Here is a 15,146-nt window from a genome sequence, read left to right on the forward strand (position 1 = left end):
GGTCGCGGGTTCGAGTCCCGTCCGCTCCGCCACTAATTTGAAGGCCTTCCCAGATGGGAAGGCCTTTTTGCTATGGGTGGTTTTATCAAGTGACCCACAGGTTTGCACACCATAACCAACACAAAGCCCAGTCTGACGACCGGGCTTTGGTGTTTTTAGTGTGTTAAACCAGCCAATGGCTGGCTTTTACCTGTCGGAAGGATCGTAAGACAGCCGGTTATTTCCACCATTTTCTGGCTATATCCGAGCCTTATCAGCCATTTGAGCGAGTTTACAGGCGGCCAAATCAGCCTTCTGCTGGTTGCAGGGCAGTTCCATATTGACCACCCCCTCGTCCATCTGCACATCGATCTTGAAGCCAAGCCGTTTGGCGAGGTTGACCATGCCGCGATTGCTGGGCATGGTCATGCCGGATAGCTGGCCAATCCCCTGCTCTTTGGCGTAACGGATGATCTTCTCCATCATCAATTTGCCGAGCCCCACCCCTTTCAAGTCCGATCGCACCAGAATGGCAAACTCGGCATCGCTCAGGTCCGGGGTCGAGATAGCGCGTACCACGCCGAGGATTTGATCCTGCAGCTCGCCATCTTGCCCCACCGCTACGAAGGCCATCTCCCGGTCGTAATCGATCTGGGTCATGCGGGCCAGCTCTTCGTGACCCAGTTCGCCGACATCGGCGAAGAAGCGTTTGTACCTGTCTTCATCAGAGACTTGCAGCACGAACTGCTTGTGAGCCGGTTCATCTTCCGGCCGGATTGGGCGCAGCAGGATATGGCGCTGATCTTTAAGCCAGGCACCCTCCTCCAGTTCGGTGGGATAGGGGCGGATCGCCAGTCGGTTGATTATCGGGATGGCGGGGTCAGTCAGTGTGAGGCTGGCATCCAGTACCACCATCTCGGTACCGCATGCTTGCAGCGGGTGCAGGTCCAGCTCCTGAATCTCCGGAAAGGCGAGCAATAGCTCGGAGAGCTGGCAAAGCACTTGGCCCAAGGCATCGATATCCAGTCGTTCCGGTGTGGCCTGCTCACGGATCTTGCGACTCTTGAGTGCGCCGATGATCTGGTAACGGGCCAGTGCCTGATTGAGCGGTGGCAAGGCAGCCACCATCTCCTGCGGTTCCGCACCCGACTCACCCAGCAGAATGACGGGGCCAAAGATGGCGTCTTGCTGGATGCGTACCCGCAGTTCGAGGCCGCCGCTGCGGCGAGCCATGCGTTGCACGAGCAAGCCTTCGATACGGGCGCCCGGATCATGCTGTTTGACCCTGTCCAGAATGGCATCTGCGGCTTGCGCCACTTCGGCCGAGGTGCGCAGATTGAGTACCACTCCGTGTACGGCAGACTTGTGCAGGATATCGGGCGAGCGCAGTTTTACCGCTACTGGATAGCCGATCTGCTCGGCGGTGAGGGTCGCCTCGATGGCGTCGGTGACGATCCAGGTTGGCAGGGTCGATAGACCGGCGGCTTGTAAAATCGGGTGCACCAGATGGGTATCCAATCTTAGCTGTTTGCGCTCCTGCGCTTGGCGGATCAGCTGCTGGCACAGATCTACATTGAGCTGGTTGCCATGCAGGGATGCCGGTGTCTCCATCAACTGCTTCTGGTTGCGGCGGTATTCCACCATGTGCATGAAGGCGGCCATGGCGCTTTCCGGCGTGCGGTAGGTCGGGAAGCCCGCCTCGGTAAAGAGTTTGCGCCCCTCCTGCGCCGAGTATTCGCCCGCCCAGTTGGTGAGGATGTTGAAACGGCGCGCTCTGGGATGCTGTTTCAGATGGGCAATAAGATGGCTGGCCAGCGGCGCGCTCGGTGCCGTGAGCGAGGGGGCGTGGATGATCAGGATGGCGTCGATGCCATCTTCCTGCAACACGTTGTCCAGTGCCTCCTGATAGGTGGTGATGGTGGCATCGCTGCCGATATCGAGTGGCGGGCGAGCCAGCTTGCCGCCCCGCTCCAGCAGCACATCCACCGCCATATTGGCCAGTCCGCGGCCGTTGGAGATGATGGCGAGTCGCTCTCCCTTGAGGGTCATGGAGTGGCTGAGGGTTTCCACCGCGGCAAACAGTTCGTGGGTATCCCGTACCCGCAGCATGCCGGCGCGACGGATGGCGGCATCATAGACATTGTCGAGACCGTGGGCCGGATCGTGGCGCCCGCTTTTCAGCACCAGGATCGGCTTGTTGCGCGAGGCTGCCCGCGCCGCCGAGAGAAAGTGGCGGGCGTCGTGCAGCTTGTCCATGTAGATCAAGATGGCGCGGGTGACGCTGTCGCGGGAGAGCTGATCCAGCAGCTGGCCGAAGTCGATGTCGCAGTGATCACCCAGGGAGATGAAGGCGGAGAAGCCCAGCTCATGCTGCTTGGCCCAATCCAGAATGGTGGTGCTGACGGCGGCGGATTGCGAGAGAAAGGCGACCTGCCCCGGCTTGGCGGCAATGGGGGAAAAGCTGGCGTTGATCCCCTGGCCGGGCAGCAGCATCCCCATGCTGTTGGGGCCGAGCAGGCGAATGCCATATTGTTGGCAGACCCGTTTCAGCTCCAGTCGCTCCTCGGGGGAAAAGTCGGCGGCCAGTATGATGGCCGCCCCCGCGCCCTTCTGGCCGAGCGCTTCCAGCAACGGCAAGACCCGCTCCCGCCTGGTGCAGATGATGGCGAGATCCGGGGTCAGCGGCAGGCTGGCGATATCGGGATAGGCCAGCACGCCGGCGATGGCCTTGTTGCGCGGGGTGACGGGGAGGATGGGCCCTTTGAACTGGCCCGCCAGCAGGTGGCGCATGATCACATGACCCGCCTTGAGCGGGTCGGTCGAGGCGCCGATCACGGCGATTGAGTGGGGTTTGAACAGCCGATCCAGACCGCTTGCTTTCATGGGCACTCCCGACAAAAGGGGGAAGATACCAGTCTAATACGCCTTTGCTGCGGGTTCTGTGACCGGATCCTGATCACCGTTTGTTGAGGGCATTGGCACGCAGATAAAAGCGCAGTTCGCCTTGCACCCGGCGAATGGCTCCCAGGTGGCGTTCCTGCAGATAGATATCCTGCTCCCGGTCGAGCGCCGTGCTGGGCACGCCCATGCTTTGCAGATACTCGTCAAACAGGGTTGAACCCTTGATCTCTACCAGATGCTGTTTCATGGCTCTCCTCCCTGCGCCTTGGCGTTTGTTGATGAACGCCCAGTCTGCGATGACCTGTCGGGTTTGCCTATTGTCACTTTTGACACGAGATTTGACACGAGAGCGCTCACACATCTTTCAGAGAGGGCGCCGTTGAGGTGCTGGCTGGCGTTATAGTATGGCGAGGAGCATGAGGCACGGATGGTGCGCAGGATGATCAGAGTCTGGTGGTGGTGCATGGCACTGTGGACGGTTGGCGCAACGGCAACCGAGCAGCCTATCCGCGCCTGGAATCTGCTGCTGGATCATCCCAACCCCGCCGTCGTCCAGTTGCTGCGCCTCTCCCTCGATCTCACCGTGCCCGAATATGGCCCCTACCAGCTGGTTTCCAGCCCGCAGATGGAGCAGGGGCGGGCAGTGAAGGAGCTGCGCAGCGGCGAGCTGGTTCAGGTCGGTGTCTTTGCCCCCGATGGTGAGCGAGAGCGGGAGTTGCTGGCAATCCACATTCCGCTGGCCAAGGGGCTGCTGGGGTGGCGGGTGTGTCTGGTTCGGCAGGGGGATGAGGGGCGTTTTGCCGCGATCGGATCGTTGGCGGACTGGCATCGCGCCGGGCTCTCCATCGGTCAGCATAGATCCTGGCCAGACACCCAGTTGCTGCGGGCTAACGGCCTCAAGGTGACGGTGGGCAATCTCTATGAGGCGCTCTTCAACATGCTGCGCAAGAAGCGCTTTGACTGCTTCCTGCGCTCGGTCATCGAGGTCGAGGATGAACTGCGGCAGCACACGGATCTCGCCATCGAGCCCCGTCTGGTGTTTCGCTATCCGCTGGCGCTGCTCTTCTTTGTCTCGCCAAAATATCCGGAGCTGGCGCAGCGCATCGAGCTCGGCCTGCAGCGGGCGCGGCAGTCTGGTGCTTTTGACCGGGTCTTTGAAGAGGGATTTGGCAGCACCATTCGGCGGCTGAAACTGGATGAGCGGGTGCGCCTCGAGCTGCACAACCCCGACTTGCCGCTGCCCAGCCGCATCATGATGGCCGATCCGGCCCTTATCTATAATCCGGTGTCAGCGCAGTGAGCCCTGATTCTGCGCGGTATCCCAGAAGGCGCGGATCAGCGGCTCCTCCAGCCGCTTCTTGAGCACCCCGATCCCCACATCAAATGGCTTGAAGGCTGGCTTGAGGTCGATGATACGCACCTTGTCGCCGAGCGGGCTGTGGTCGATCACCGCCGCTGGCACCAATCCTACGCCACAGCCGAGCGCCACCATGGCGACGATTCCCTCGTTACCCGCCACTTCGGCATAGATGTTGGGGGCGATCCCCTTGTTGCGAAACCACTGATCGCTGCGTTTGCGGGCCAGCCCCTGCTCGGAGAGGATAACTGGCAGCTGCTCCCAGTCCGGCTCGCCCTGACGGAACCACTGGTTCAGCTGCGGGGCATTGCGCGGCGCGATAAAGACCAGCGGCACCAGTTGCAGGCTGGCGAACTCCAGCTTGGCGGGCAGAGCATCGGGACGGGCGGCGATGGCGAGATCGGCCTCGTCGGCCAGAATCTTGTCCACCGCCAGCGCCGGGTCGCCGGTCTCCAGCTTGATCTCCAGCTGGGGGTAGCGGCGGCGAAAGCGCTCCAGTACCTCGGGCAGCAGAAAGTAACTGGCGGTGACCGAGCAGAACACCCGGAGCCGCCCCTGCAGCGGTTCATCGCTGCGTTTGAGCTCCTGCTTGAGCTGGCGCCACTCCTGCAACAGGCCGCCACCAAACTCCCGCAGTTTCTCGCCGGCGGGGGTAAGCCGCACCGAGCGGTTGTCCCGCTCGAACAGGATGCAGCCGGTCTCCTGCTCCAACCGCTGGATGGCGCGACTCAGGGTGGAGGGGCTGACCGCCATGGCATCGGCGCTCTTGCCGAAGTGGAGGGAGTCGGCGAGGTGGAGAAACAGCTCGAGATTGCGAAGATCCATCTTTCAGCTCCTGGCGCGGCATGTGTGCCCGATATCCAGCGGTTGGCGGCTTGTTTCTGCCATCTCGCGGTACATTCAGCAGGCAATTATGAAGGGTGAGCGTTTCAGTTATTGCAACGTACTGTTTCGAATATATCAGTTCAGGCAATAAGTGTCCCGCGCTATAGTGGTTCAGACAACGCCGCTATCCGGCATGGAATCAATCGAACGGAGCAATCACCATGGCTAACTATTTCAACACCTTGAACCTGCGTCAGCAGTTGGCCCAATTGGGCAAGTGTCGTTTCATGCAGCGCGAAGAGTTCGCGGACGGCTGCAACGTGCTGAAGGGCAAGAAGGTGGTGATTGTGGGCTGTGGTGCCCAGGGTCTGAATCAGGGTCTGAACATGCGCGACTCCGGGCTGGATATCTCCTACGCCCTGCGCAAGGCTGCCATCACCGAGAAGCGTGCCTCTTGGCAGAAAGCCACCGACAACGGCTTCGTGGTCGGCACCTATGAAGAGCTGATCCCGACCGCCGATCTGGTGCTGAACCTGACTCCGGACAAGCAGCACTCCGACGTGGTGAAAACCGTGATGCCGCTGATGAAGCAGGGCGCCGCGCTGGGTTACTCTCACGGTTTCAACGTGGTGGAAGAGGGTCAGCAGATCCGCTCCGACATCACCGTCGTGATGGTGGCGCCCAAGTGCCCGGGTACCGAAGTGCGCGAAGAGTACAAGCGTGGCTTTGGTGTGCCGACCCTGATCGCCGTTCACCCGGAAAATGACCCGAAAGGCGAAGGCATGGCCATCGCCAAGGCGTGGGCCTCTGCCACCGGCGGCGACCGTGCCGGGGTGCTGGAATCCTCCTTCGTGGCGGAAGTGAAATCTGACCTGATGGGCGAGCAGACCATCCTCTGCGGCATGCTGCAGGCCGGTTCCCTGCTCTGCTACGACAAGCTGGTTGCCGAAGGGACAGACCCGGCCTACGCCGGCAAGTTGATCCAGTTCGGTTGGGAGACCATCACCGAAGCCCTGAAACAGGGTGGCATCAGCCTGATGATGGATCGCCTCTCCAACCCGGCCAAGCTGCGTGCCTTCGAGCTCTCCGAGCAGCTCAAGACCCTGATGCGCCCGCTGTTCAAGAAGCATATGGACGACATCATCGCCGGTGAGTTCTCCCGCGGCATGATGGCCGACTGGGCCGAAGACGACATCAAGCTGCTGACCTGGCGCGGAGAGACCGGCAAGTCCGCCTTCGAGAACGCCCCGGCGTTTGACGGCAAGATCGCCGAGCAGGAGTACTTCGACAAGGGTCTGGTCATGGTGGCCATGGTCAAGGCCGGGGTCGAGCTGGCGTTCGAAACCATGGTGGCCTCCGGCATCTACGAAGAGTCCGCCTACTACGAATCCCTGCACGAGCTGCCGCTGATCGCCAACACAGTTGCTCGCAAGCGTCTGTACGAGATGAACGTGGTCATCTCCGACACCGCCGAGTACGGTAACTACCTGTTCGCCAACGCTGCAGTGCCTTTGCTGCGCGAGCACTTCATGCCGACCCTGAAAGCGGGCGATCTGGGGGCCAGCAAGGCGGAAGGGCAGAGCGTGGATAACCTGGCGCTGCTGGCGGCCAACGAAGCGACCCGCAACCACCCGATCGAAAAAATCGGTCAAGTACTGCGCGGTTACATGAAGGACATGAAACGCATCGCCGTTGGCGGTTAAGTCTGCATCGGGCAGGATGATGATGGGGCGGGGATGACGATCCCCGTCGCCGGTCGGACTGGACACCCGACCGGCCAGCCAGAAAAATCAGCCCGACAATCATAAAAAAGCCCCGCTCATCGAGCGGGGCTTTTGCATTCAGAAAGGCTGGATAAATCAGGCTTTCCACGCTTTCCAGGTGTTGATCAGACCGTTGGTGGAGCAGTCGTGGCTGGTGACAGCTTCGTTGTTGCCCAGCTCCGGCAGGATCTTGTTGGCCAGCTGTTTGCCCAGCTCCACGCCCCACTGGTCGAAGGAGAAAATGTTCCAGATTGCGCCCTGTACGAAGATCTTGTGCTCGTACATGGCGATCAGGGCACCCAGGGTTTTCGGGGTCAGGCTCTTGAACAGGATGGAGTTGGTCGGGCGGTTGCCTTCGAACACCTTGAACGGCACCAGATCCTTGACCTGCTCCAGGGTTTTTCCAGCCGCCAGGAACTCGGCTTCAACCTCTTCCTTGCTCTTGCCGAAGGCCAGTGCCTCGGTCTGGGCGAAGAAGTTGGCCAGCAGTTTCGGGTGGTGGTCACCGATCGGGTTGTGGCTGATGGCTGGTGCCAGGAAGTCACAGGGGATCAGCTTGGTGCCCTGATGGATCAGCTGGTAGAAGGCGTGCTGGCCGTTGGTACCCGGCTCACCCCAGATGATGGGGCCGGTCTGGTAGTCAACCGGCTTGCCGTTGCGATCCACGTACTTGCCGTTGGATTCCATGTTGCCTTGCTGGAAGTAGGCAGGGAAGCGGTGCATGTACTGGTCGTACGGCAGAATGGCTTCGGACTCGGCACCGTAGAAGTTGTTGTACCACAGGCCAATCAGCGCCAGCAGCACCGGCACGTTCTGCTCATAGGAGGCAGTGGCGAAGTGCATGTCCATTTCGAAGGCGCCTTGCAGCAGGGCTTCGAAGTTCTCGAAACCGACAGACAGGGCGATGGGCATGCCGATGGCAGACCAGGAGGAGTAGCGGCCGCCAACCCAGTCCCAGAACTCGAACATGTTGTTGGTGTCGATGCCGAACTCGGCCACGGCCTTGCCGTTGGTGGAGAGGGCGGCGAAGTGCTTGGCAACGTGGGCCTTGTCACCGGCGATCTTGATGAACCAGTCGCGGGCGGTCAGGGCGTTGGTCATGGTCTCCTGGGTGGTGAAGGTCTTGGAGGCCACCAGGAACAGGGTGGTTTCCGGATCGATCTTCTTCAGGGTCTCGGCGATGTGAGTGCCATCGACGTTGGAGACGAAGTGCATCTGCAGGTGGTTTTTGTAGGGACGCAGTGCCTCGGTGATCATCACCGGGCCGAGATCGGAGCCACCGATACCGATGTTGACCACGTGCTGGATCGCCTTGCCGGAGTAGCCTTTCCACTCGCCGGAGATGATCTTCTCGCAGAAGCCCTTCATCTTGGCCAGTACGGCGTTCACTTCCGGCATCACATCCTTGCCGTCGCTCTCGATGGGGCGGTCGGAGCGGTTGCGCAGGGCCACGTGCAGTACGGAGCGGCCTTCGGTCATGTTGATCTTGTCGCCATTGAACATGGCATCGATCGCGCTGCGAAGATCGGTCTCTTTGGCCAGATCAACCAGCAACTTGAGGGTTTCTTCGGTGATCAGGTTCTTCGAGTAATCAACCAGGATGTCGCCGCCGAAGGTGAGGGAAAACTTGTCAAAGCGCTTCGGGTCCTGCGCAAACAGATCCTTGAGTCGGGTCTCTTTGTTTGCTGCAAAGTGGGCTTCCAGTGCCTGCCAGGCCTGGGTTTGGGTTGGATTGATATTTTTCATAGGATTCCTGAAATGCCAAGTTGTGTTTGAACCTTGCAGGCAAGGTCCCGCCAAACCTTATTATCCGAGCATTATAGCGAGCCGATCGGGCGGCCCGTGTAACAGATTTTTACCGATTGTCTTTTACCGCAATGGGTCACTGTCGGGAGCATACAACCAGAACATTGGGATTATGTGTCACGAAAGCAAGGCGGATCTTGCGCTTGCTCATGATTGGGGCCACCCCGATAGCCTGAAATTGTTTTCATCCGGTTGGCGTGGTTATGCACCGACATGGCCATGGGCTGGTGCCAGAAACGACAATGCCAGCCCGAAGGCTGGCATTGTCTGTTGCAGCAGAACCGCGATCACGCCTGCGTTTTTTGCATGTGCATCACCATCTGCGGGAAGGGGATCTCGATGCCTTCGGCATCAAAGGTCAGTTTCACCTTCTCGTGGAAGTCGAACCAGACACCCCAGTAGTCAGCGGTTTTCACCCAGGGACGCACCACGATATTGACCGAGGAGTCGGCCAGCGCGGCAACGGCGATGGTGGCTGCCGGATCTTTCAGGATGCGCGGCTCTTCGCTTACCAGACGCTCGAGGATCTGTTTGGCCTTGCGCAGGTCAGAGCCGTAGCCGATACCGAAGGTCATATCGACGCGGCGGGTATCCATACGCGAGTAGTTGACGATGGTGCCGTTGAGGATGGCGGAGTTCGGTACTACCACCATCTTGTTGTCACCTGAGGTGAGGGTAGTGGTAAAGAGCTGAACGGACTGCACCACACCCGCAGTGCCTGCCACTTCGATAAACTCGCCCGCCTTGATGGGGCGGAAGATGATCAGCAGGAAGCCGGCAGCGAAGTTGGAGAGCGAGCCTTGCAGCGCCAGACCGATGGCCAGACCGGCGGCACCGATAATGGCGACGAAGGAGGCTGTCTGCACGCCGACACGGCCCAGCGCGGCGATCACCACGAACACCAGAATGGCGTATTTGAGGATGCTGCCGACGAAGTGGGTGACTGTGGTGTCCAGCTTGCGGGCCTGCATCACCTTGACCACGCCACCGCTGATGAGGTTGGCGGCGATGTAGCCGACCAGCAGGGTCAGCAGGGCGGCGGCGATATTGACGCCGTATTCGATCAGCAGTCCCTGATTATTGACCAGCCAGGTCTGCGCTTCGGTAATGATTTCGGGTTCCATAGGATGTCCTGTCAGGTTCTAAAAGGTTTATGGTGGATAAATCTAACACCGCAGCGCGACAGTACGGGTCGCATCTGGTACTTCTTTTCTGCCATAAAAACCTGACACAAAAAAGAAGGGAGGCCAAAGCCTCCCTTCTTTTTGCTGAATGACGCGAAAAAAACATCAGCTCTGCAGCAGTTGGCTGCGGATAAATTGCCACTGATCTTCGAAACCTGCGGTCGGCTTGAGCTTGAACTCGGAGCGCACGAACTGGCTGATGCGACCTTCGGTGTAGGCCAGCAGCAGATTGGCCAACATGGTCTCGTCGAGCTGGAAGCCCTGACCCTCGCGCAGCCGCTTCTCGCGCAGCACCTGCTTGATCTGGGTCTCCAGCTTGTCGAACAGGATGCTGATGCGATCCCGCAGCCGATCGTGCTCACCCAGCAGGGCGTCGCCATTGAGGATGCGGGTAATGCCGGGATTGCGCTCGGCGAACACCAGCAGCAGCTGCAGGATATGGTGGCAGCGCGCCATGGTGTCCTTCTCTTCCGCCATGATCAGATTGACCCGTGACAGCAGGGAATCCTCGATAAAGTCGATCAGCCCCTCGAACATCCGCGCCTTGCTGGGAAAATGTCGATAGAGGGCTGCTTCAGAGACGCCGACCTCGGCCGCCAGACGGGCCGTGGTGATGCGCTGACCCGGACTGGTTTCCAGCATATGGGCGAGCGCCTGCAGGATCTGATCGCGCCGACTCTGTTTCTGATTACTGCTTGCCATGGATTCCCCTAAAAAAACAATGGCTTGATTCTATTATTAGGCACCGCCATCGGGCTGGTGTGGTCTGTTATTGGCGACCAGAAGAACCAAAACCGCCTTCACCCCGTTCGCTCTGATTGAACTCATCGACCAGTTGGAAGCTGGCCTGAACTACCGGCATGATCACCAGCTGGGCGATGCGCTCGCCGGGTTGCACGGTGAACTCATCCTTGCCGCGGTTCCAGACCGAGACCATCAGCTGACCCTGGTAATCGGAATCGATCAGACCGACCAGGTTGCCCAGCACGATGCCGTGCTTATGGCCGAGGCCGGAGCGGGGCAGAATGGTGGCACACAGACCCGGATCCTGGATGTGGATGGCCAGACCGGTCGGCACCAAGGTGGTATCACCCGGAGCCAGAGTCAGCGGCGCATCCAGCAGTGCGCGCAGATCCATGCCGGCAGAGCCCGGTGTGGCGTAGGCGGGCAGCGGGTACTCGGTACCGATACGGGCATCCAGAATCTTCAGTTCAATTTGTGTAGTCATGAATCGCTTTTTCAGTTGGATCTTGTATTGGCGCCCCTCTTGGCAAGGCGGGGCGCCGTGAGTCTTGTTCTGTCGGGACGCTCAGTGCCGGTAGTGGCGCGCAATCAGGGCGATCAGGTGACGGGCCAGCGTCAGCTTGTCGGCCAGCGGCAGCGGGGCCTGGCCCCCTTGCCAGAACACGGTCAGGGCGTTGTCATCGGCGTTGAAGCCTTGCCCCTCGCGGGACACATCGTTGGCGGCGATCATGTCCAGCCGCTTACGCTGCAACTTGTCGAGGGCGTATTGTTCCACATCCACGGTTTCGGCGGCAAATCCGACGGTGAAGGGTTTGTCTGAAAGGGCGCCGACGGCCGCGATGATGTCGGGGTTTTTCACCAGCTTCACCACCATCTGGTCGTTGTCGCCGGTTTTCTTGATCTTCTGGCTGGCCACCTGCTCAGGACGATAGTCGGCTACCGCCGCGCAGCCGATGAAGAGGTCGCACTCGCCGACTCGGCTCATTACCGCCTGATGCATCTGCTCGGCGCTTTCGACATCGATGCGGGTGACGCCAGCTGGTGTAGCCAGCGTTACCGGGCCGCTCACCAGCGTCACCTCGGCGCCCGCTTCACGAGCGGCGCGAGCGATGGCGTAACCCATCTTGCCGGAGCTGTGGTTGCTGATGTAGCGCACCGGATCCAGCGCCTCGCGGGTCGGGCCTGCGGTGAGCAGCAGCCTGACGCCTGCCAGCAAGGGTTCGGCGGCCAGTTGCTGGCAGCAGCGATCCACCAGTTCGAGGGGATCCAGCATCCGCCCGGGGCCCACATCGCCACAGGCCTGGCTGCCGGCATCCGGCCCCCACAGCAGAATGCCGCGGCTGGCCAGGGTCTTGAGGTTGGCCTGGGTGGCGGCGTTGAGATACATCTGCTGGTTCATGGCGGGCGCCAGTGCGATGGGCGCCGGAGTGGCCAGACAGAGGGTGGTCAGCAGTTCGTCGGCCATTCCTGCAGCCATCCGCGCCATCAGGTTGGCGCTGGCGGGGGCGATCAGCACCAGATCGGCCCACTTGGCCAGTTCGATATGGCCCATGCCCGCTTCGGCAGAAGGATCCAGCAGGCTGTAGGCCACCGGATGACCGGAGACCGCCTGCAGGGTCAGCGGGGTGATGAACTCCTTGGCGGAGCGGGTCATCACCACCCGCACTTCGGCGCCCTGATCTTTCAGGCGGCGTACCAGCTCGGCACTCTTGTAGGCGGCGATCCCGCCACTGACACCCAACAGGATGCGTTTATCGGCCAATCTCATCTGCTGTTTCTCTATCCGGCTCATTCTGACTGGTCGGCTAAGATACCACAGGCAGAGGATGACGACAGGGGTTGGCATCAAGGGGTTCTGGCGGTGAACACGCAAATATTTGCTATGTTTTTCCTCAACAGGGATGAGGGAGAGACAAATGAGCATCAAGGAGTGGCCGGAAGATGAACGTCCCAGAGAGAAGCTGCTGCGACAGGGGCCCGCGGCGCTCTCCGATGCCGAGCTGCTTGCCATCTTTCTGCGCACCGGCGTCAATGGCCTGAGCGCAGTGGATCTTTCACGCAAGTTGTTGAATCAATTTGGCTCTTTGCGCAGCTTGCTGGGCGCGGATCAACGGGCATTCTGCGAGGCGCACGGCCTTGGCCCGGCCAAATATGCCCAGTTGCAGGCGGTGCTGGAGATGGCCAGACGCCATCTGGCCGAGCAGTTGCAACGGGGTGATGCGCTCACCTCTCCCCAGCTGACCCGGGACTATTTGCAAGCCCAGCTGCGGGATCGGCCGCGCGAGGTGTTTGCCCTGCTGTTGCTCGACAATCAGCACAGAGTCATTCAATTTGTTGAGCTTTTTTTCGGCACTATCGACTCGGCGAGCGTCTGGCCAAGAGAAATCGTGCAGATCGCGCTCAAACATAATGCAGCCGCAGTGATTCTGGCGCATAATCACCCGTCCGGCGTCGCCGAGCCCAGTAGGGCCGACCGCCAGATCACGGATCGGATCACGGCCGCTTTGGCCCTGATCGATATCAGAGTGCTGGATCACTTGGTGATCGGTGACGGCATCACGGTTTCTTTTGCCGAGCGCGGTTGGCTATAACTGTGCTCTGGCACCGTATTAGTTGATCTTTGATCACGGATGCTGTATAAAATGCCGCCTTCTGTTTGCCCCGCAATCGAAGGCCAGCGGGGCAGATATTTGCTCGAGCAATGAAGTAAGATTTGGAGAGACTGACATGTCTAGAGTATGCCAAGTAACCGGCAAGCGCCCGGCAGTTGGTAACAACCGTTCGCACGCTAACAACGCCACCAAGCGTCGTTTCCTGCCGAACCTGCACACTCACCGTTTCTGGGTTGAGAGTGAAAAACGCTTCGTAAGCCTGCGCGTATCCGCAAAAGGCATGCGTATCATCGACAAGCGTGGCGTTGAAGTGGTTCTGGCTGAACTGCGCGCCAGCGGTGTTAAGGTATAAGGAATTAGATCATGGCTAAAGGTATTCGCGAGAAAATTCGCCTGAACTCCAGCGCCGGTACTGGTCACTTCTATACCACTACCAAAAACAAGCGCACCATGCCCGAAAAAATGGAGATCAAAAAGTTTGATCCCGTTGTTCGTCAGCATGTGATCTACAAGGAAGGCAAAATCAAGTAATTACTTGATGCTGCATTCCCAAAAACCCGGCTTCGTGCCGGGTTTTTTTATGCGCCGAATTCAGTACACTGCCGGTTCAAAGGGAGGCTTGCCATGTTCAAATTGAGCCGCAAAGGCTGGAATAACGTGATCATCGTGGTGGTGCTGATCGTGATCACCCTGTTGCATCGTATGGAGTTGGCCCAGCAGGAGAATAGCGCCAAGCGGGCTCGCCCCTTGCTGCCTGATGCGGCTGTGGTGCTCACCTGGCAGGGGCCGAGCTGGCAGATTGAGCGGATCGGTCAGGGCTGGCGCAGCGGGCCGGATCTGGGGCTCGACAGCGCGCAGCTGGATGCCCGTCTGGCACGTTGGCAGGGCTGGTTGTTACCCCCCGGTGAAGCGGTACGCGGTGCGCCGGTGACCATCAAGGTGTGGATTGCCGGCCAGAACGATCCGGTCGAGATCGGCCTCTATCAGAATAGCGGTCAGTATGGTGCCCAGCTGCCGTCCGGTCTCTGGCTCGCCCTCACAGCCGAGCAGTATCGCGATCTGCTGCGCCCTGCCCCCTGAGTTCCTTTTCCTTGTGAGGTACCCATGCCTGAATTGCCAGAAGTTGAAGTCAGCCGTCAGGGGATCTCCCCCTGGCTCACCGGTATCAAGGTGACGCGCGTGGTGGTGCGGGATGGCCGCCTGCGCTGGCCGATCCCCGGTGAGATTCAGGAGCTGGTGGACCTCACCATCCATCGGGTGCGCCGCCGTGCCAAATACCTGCTGCTGGAGACCGATTTCGGCACCGCCATCCTTCATCTGGGGATGTCCGGCAGCCTGCGGGTACTGGATATCGGCACCCCGGCCGAGAAGCACGACCACGTGGATATCGAGCTGGAGAATGGCAAGCTGCTGCGGCTAAACGATCCGCGCCGCTTCGGCGCCCTGCTCTGGACCAGGGAACCGGCCGAAGCCCACGCGCTGCTCGCCAAGCTGGGGCCCGAGCCGCTCACCGATGCCTTCAGTGCTGATTACCTGCAGGGGCGTGCCAAGGGGCGCAGCACTGCCATCAAGCAGTTCCTGATGGACAATCAGGTGGTGGTCGGGGTAGGCAACATCTACGCCAACGAGGCGCTCTATGCCGCCGGCATTCACCCCAAACGGGCGGCGGGCAATATCAGCGCCGAGCGGCTGGGAACCCTGGTGGCCGAGACCAAGCGGGTGTTGGCCGAAGCCATCCGGCAGGGCGGCACCACCCTCAAGGATTTCACCAGTGCCGATGGCAAGCCAGGCTATTTCGTGCAGCAGTTGCAGGTCTACGGCCGTGGCGGTCAGCCCTGTTTCCACTGTCACACCCTGCTGACCGAGACAAGAATGGGGCAGCGTACCACGGTTTTTTGCAGTCATTGCCAGCGCTGAGCGTACTTTTTTCCCCGATCCGGGGGAAGTTGTAACAGCATATTTCCAGGCTGTTGAA

General features: G+C 60.1%; 15 protein-coding genes. 7 read left to right on the forward strand and 8 right to left on the reverse strand.

From position 1 onward, the window contains the following. Positions 1-237 precede the first annotated feature (237 nt). The gene (locus G5315_RS19900; protein WP_421333848.1) at positions 238-2,862 is read right to left on the reverse strand and encodes a GNAT family N-acetyltransferase; all 2,625 of its coding nucleotides are present in this window, start codon (positions 2,860-2,862) and stop codon (positions 238-240) included. Positions 2,863-2,935: 73 nt separating this feature from the next. Beyond that, entirely contained in the window at positions 2,936-3,127 is a 192-nt protein-coding gene (locus G5315_RS19905; protein WP_005339486.1) for a hypothetical protein, read from the reverse strand. 192 nt (positions 3,128-3,319) lie between these two features. Here G5315_RS19905 and G5315_RS19910 point away from each other — a divergent pair, with 192 nt between their 5' ends. Continuing rightward, a complete protein-coding gene (locus G5315_RS19910) occupies positions 3,320-4,180 on the forward strand; it encodes a hypothetical protein (protein WP_421207222.1) in 861 nt (286 codons plus the stop codon). Here the strand turns inward: G5315_RS19910 and ilvY are convergent. Beyond that, positions 4,169-5,062, reverse strand: a complete 894-nt coding sequence (gene ilvY, locus G5315_RS19915) for an HTH-type transcriptional activator IlvY (RefSeq protein WP_005342097.1) — start codon at positions 5,060-5,062, stop codon at positions 4,169-4,171. The genes G5315_RS19910 and ilvY overlap by 12 nt on opposite strands. Positions 5,063-5,283: 221 nt before the next feature. On the opposite strand from ilvY, the gene ilvC reads away from it, so the two are divergent. After that, positions 5,284-6,765, forward strand: coding sequence for a ketol-acid reductoisomerase (gene ilvC / locus G5315_RS19920; RefSeq protein ID WP_421333850.1), 1,482 nt, complete (start codon positions 5,284-5,286; stop codon positions 6,763-6,765). Positions 6,766-6,921: 156 nt separating this feature from the next. Here ilvC and pgi read toward each other — a convergent pair whose 3' ends face one another. The 5 genes from pgi to coaBC all read right to left on the reverse strand — a co-directional run bounded on the left by pgi (position 6,922) and on the right by coaBC (position 12,327). Further along, positions 6,922-8,571, reverse strand: coding sequence for a glucose-6-phosphate isomerase (pgi, locus tag G5315_RS19925; RefSeq protein WP_247823751.1), 1,650 nt, complete (start codon positions 8,569-8,571; stop codon positions 6,922-6,924). Positions 8,572-8,918: 347 nt separating this feature from the next. Beyond that, a complete protein-coding gene (locus tag G5315_RS19930; RefSeq protein ID WP_088868140.1) occupies positions 8,919-9,755 on the reverse strand; it encodes a mechanosensitive ion channel domain-containing protein in 837 nt (278 codons plus the stop codon). 165 nt (positions 9,756-9,920) lie between these two features. Continuing rightward, positions 9,921-10,517, reverse strand: coding sequence for a nucleoid occlusion factor SlmA (gene slmA / locus G5315_RS19935; RefSeq protein WP_005339495.1), 597 nt, complete (start codon positions 10,515-10,517; stop codon positions 9,921-9,923). A 67-nt stretch (positions 10,518-10,584) separates the two neighbouring features. Beyond that, positions 10,585-11,043, reverse strand: coding sequence for a dUTP diphosphatase (gene dut / locus G5315_RS19940; RefSeq protein WP_421333852.1), 459 nt, complete (start codon positions 11,041-11,043; stop codon positions 10,585-10,587). An 81-nt stretch (positions 11,044-11,124) separates the two neighbouring features. Then, positions 11,125-12,327, reverse strand: coding sequence for a bifunctional phosphopantothenoylcysteine decarboxylase/phosphopantothenate--cysteine ligase CoaBC (gene coaBC, locus G5315_RS19945; protein ID WP_421333854.1), 1,203 nt, complete (start codon positions 12,325-12,327; stop codon positions 11,125-11,127). Positions 12,328-12,475: 148 nt separating this feature from the next. Here coaBC and radC point away from each other — a divergent pair, with 148 nt between their 5' ends. From radC to mutM, 5 genes are all read left to right on the forward strand, one after another. Then, on the forward strand, positions 12,476-13,150 hold the full coding sequence (gene radC, locus G5315_RS19950; RefSeq protein WP_201996417.1) for a RadC family protein: 675 nt from the start codon (positions 12,476-12,478) through the stop codon (positions 13,148-13,150). A gap of 136 nt (positions 13,151-13,286) precedes the next feature. Further along, on the forward strand, positions 13,287-13,523 hold the full coding sequence (gene rpmB / locus G5315_RS19955) for a 50S ribosomal protein L28 (RefSeq protein ID WP_005307492.1): 237 nt from the start codon (positions 13,287-13,289) through the stop codon (positions 13,521-13,523). Positions 13,524-13,534: 11 nt separating this feature from the next. Next, the gene (rpmG, locus tag G5315_RS19960) at positions 13,535-13,702 is read left to right on the forward strand and encodes a 50S ribosomal protein L33 (RefSeq protein ID WP_005307500.1); all 168 of its coding nucleotides are present in this window, start codon (positions 13,535-13,537) and stop codon (positions 13,700-13,702) included. Between the two features lie 93 nt (positions 13,703-13,795). Further along, complete coding sequence (locus G5315_RS19965) at positions 13,796-14,251, forward strand: hypothetical protein (protein ID WP_216952392.1); 456 nt, start codon at positions 13,796-13,798, stop codon at positions 14,249-14,251. Between the two features lie 24 nt (positions 14,252-14,275). Beyond that, positions 14,276-15,088 carry a bifunctional DNA-formamidopyrimidine glycosylase/DNA-(apurinic or apyrimidinic site) lyase gene (gene mutM / locus G5315_RS19970; RefSeq protein ID WP_421255867.1) on the forward strand — a complete coding sequence of 271 codons (813 nt, stop codon included), beginning with the start codon at positions 14,276-14,278 and terminating at the stop codon, positions 15,086-15,088. Positions 15,089-15,146: the final 58 nt, after the last annotated feature.

Origin of the sequence: Aeromonas sp. 603607 (genome assembly GCF_049171595.1) — a bacterium.
Classification (GTDB): Bacteria; Pseudomonadota; Gammaproteobacteria; order Enterobacterales; family Aeromonadaceae; genus Aeromonas; species Aeromonas veronii.

Bases quoted from the DNA above. Each gene is read 5' to 3' on its own strand.
- slmA (WP_005339495.1), bottom strand. From the start codon at position 10,517: ATGGCAAGCAGTAATCAGAAACAGAGTCGGCGCGATCAGATCCTGCAG.
- G5315_RS19910 (WP_421207222.1), top strand. From the start codon at position 3,320: ATGATCAGAGTCTGGTGGTGGTGCATGGCACTGTGGACGGTTGGCGCA.
- G5315_RS19965 (WP_216952392.1), top strand. From the start codon at position 13,796: ATGTTCAAATTGAGCCGCAAAGGCTGGAATAACGTGATCATCGTGGTG.
- G5315_RS19900 (WP_421333848.1), bottom strand. From the start codon at position 2,862: ATGAAAGCAAGCGGTCTGGATCGGCTGTTCAAACCCCACTCAATCGCC.
- G5315_RS19905 (WP_005339486.1), bottom strand. From the start codon at position 3,127: ATGAAACAGCATCTGGTAGAGATCAAGGGTTCAACCCTGTTTGACGAG.
- G5315_RS19930 (WP_088868140.1), bottom strand. From the start codon at position 9,755: ATGGAACCCGAAATCATTACCGAAGCGCAGACCTGGCTGGTCAATAAT.
- mutM (WP_421255867.1), top strand. From the start codon at position 14,276: ATGCCTGAATTGCCAGAAGTTGAAGTCAGCCGTCAGGGGATCTCCCCC.
- coaBC (WP_421333854.1), bottom strand. From the start codon at position 12,327: ATGAGATTGGCCGATAAACGCATCCTGTTGGGTGTCAGTGGCGGGATC.
- dut (WP_421333852.1), bottom strand. From the start codon at position 11,043: ATGACTACACAAATTGAACTGAAGATTCTGGATGCCCGTATCGGTACC.
- ilvC (WP_421333850.1), top strand. From the start codon at position 5,284: ATGGCTAACTATTTCAACACCTTGAACCTGCGTCAGCAGTTGGCCCAA.
- rpmG (WP_005307500.1), top strand. From the start codon at position 13,535: ATGGCTAAAGGTATTCGCGAGAAAATTCGCCTGAACTCCAGCGCCGGT.
- ilvY (WP_005342097.1), bottom strand. From the start codon at position 5,062: ATGGATCTTCGCAATCTCGAGCTGTTTCTCCACCTCGCCGACTCCCTC.
- radC (WP_201996417.1), top strand. From the start codon at position 12,476: ATGAGCATCAAGGAGTGGCCGGAAGATGAACGTCCCAGAGAGAAGCTG.
- pgi (WP_247823751.1), bottom strand. From the start codon at position 8,571: ATGAAAAATATCAATCCAACCCAAACCCAGGCCTGGCAGGCACTGGAA.
- rpmB (WP_005307492.1), top strand. From the start codon at position 13,287: ATGTCTAGAGTATGCCAAGTAACCGGCAAGCGCCCGGCAGTTGGTAAC.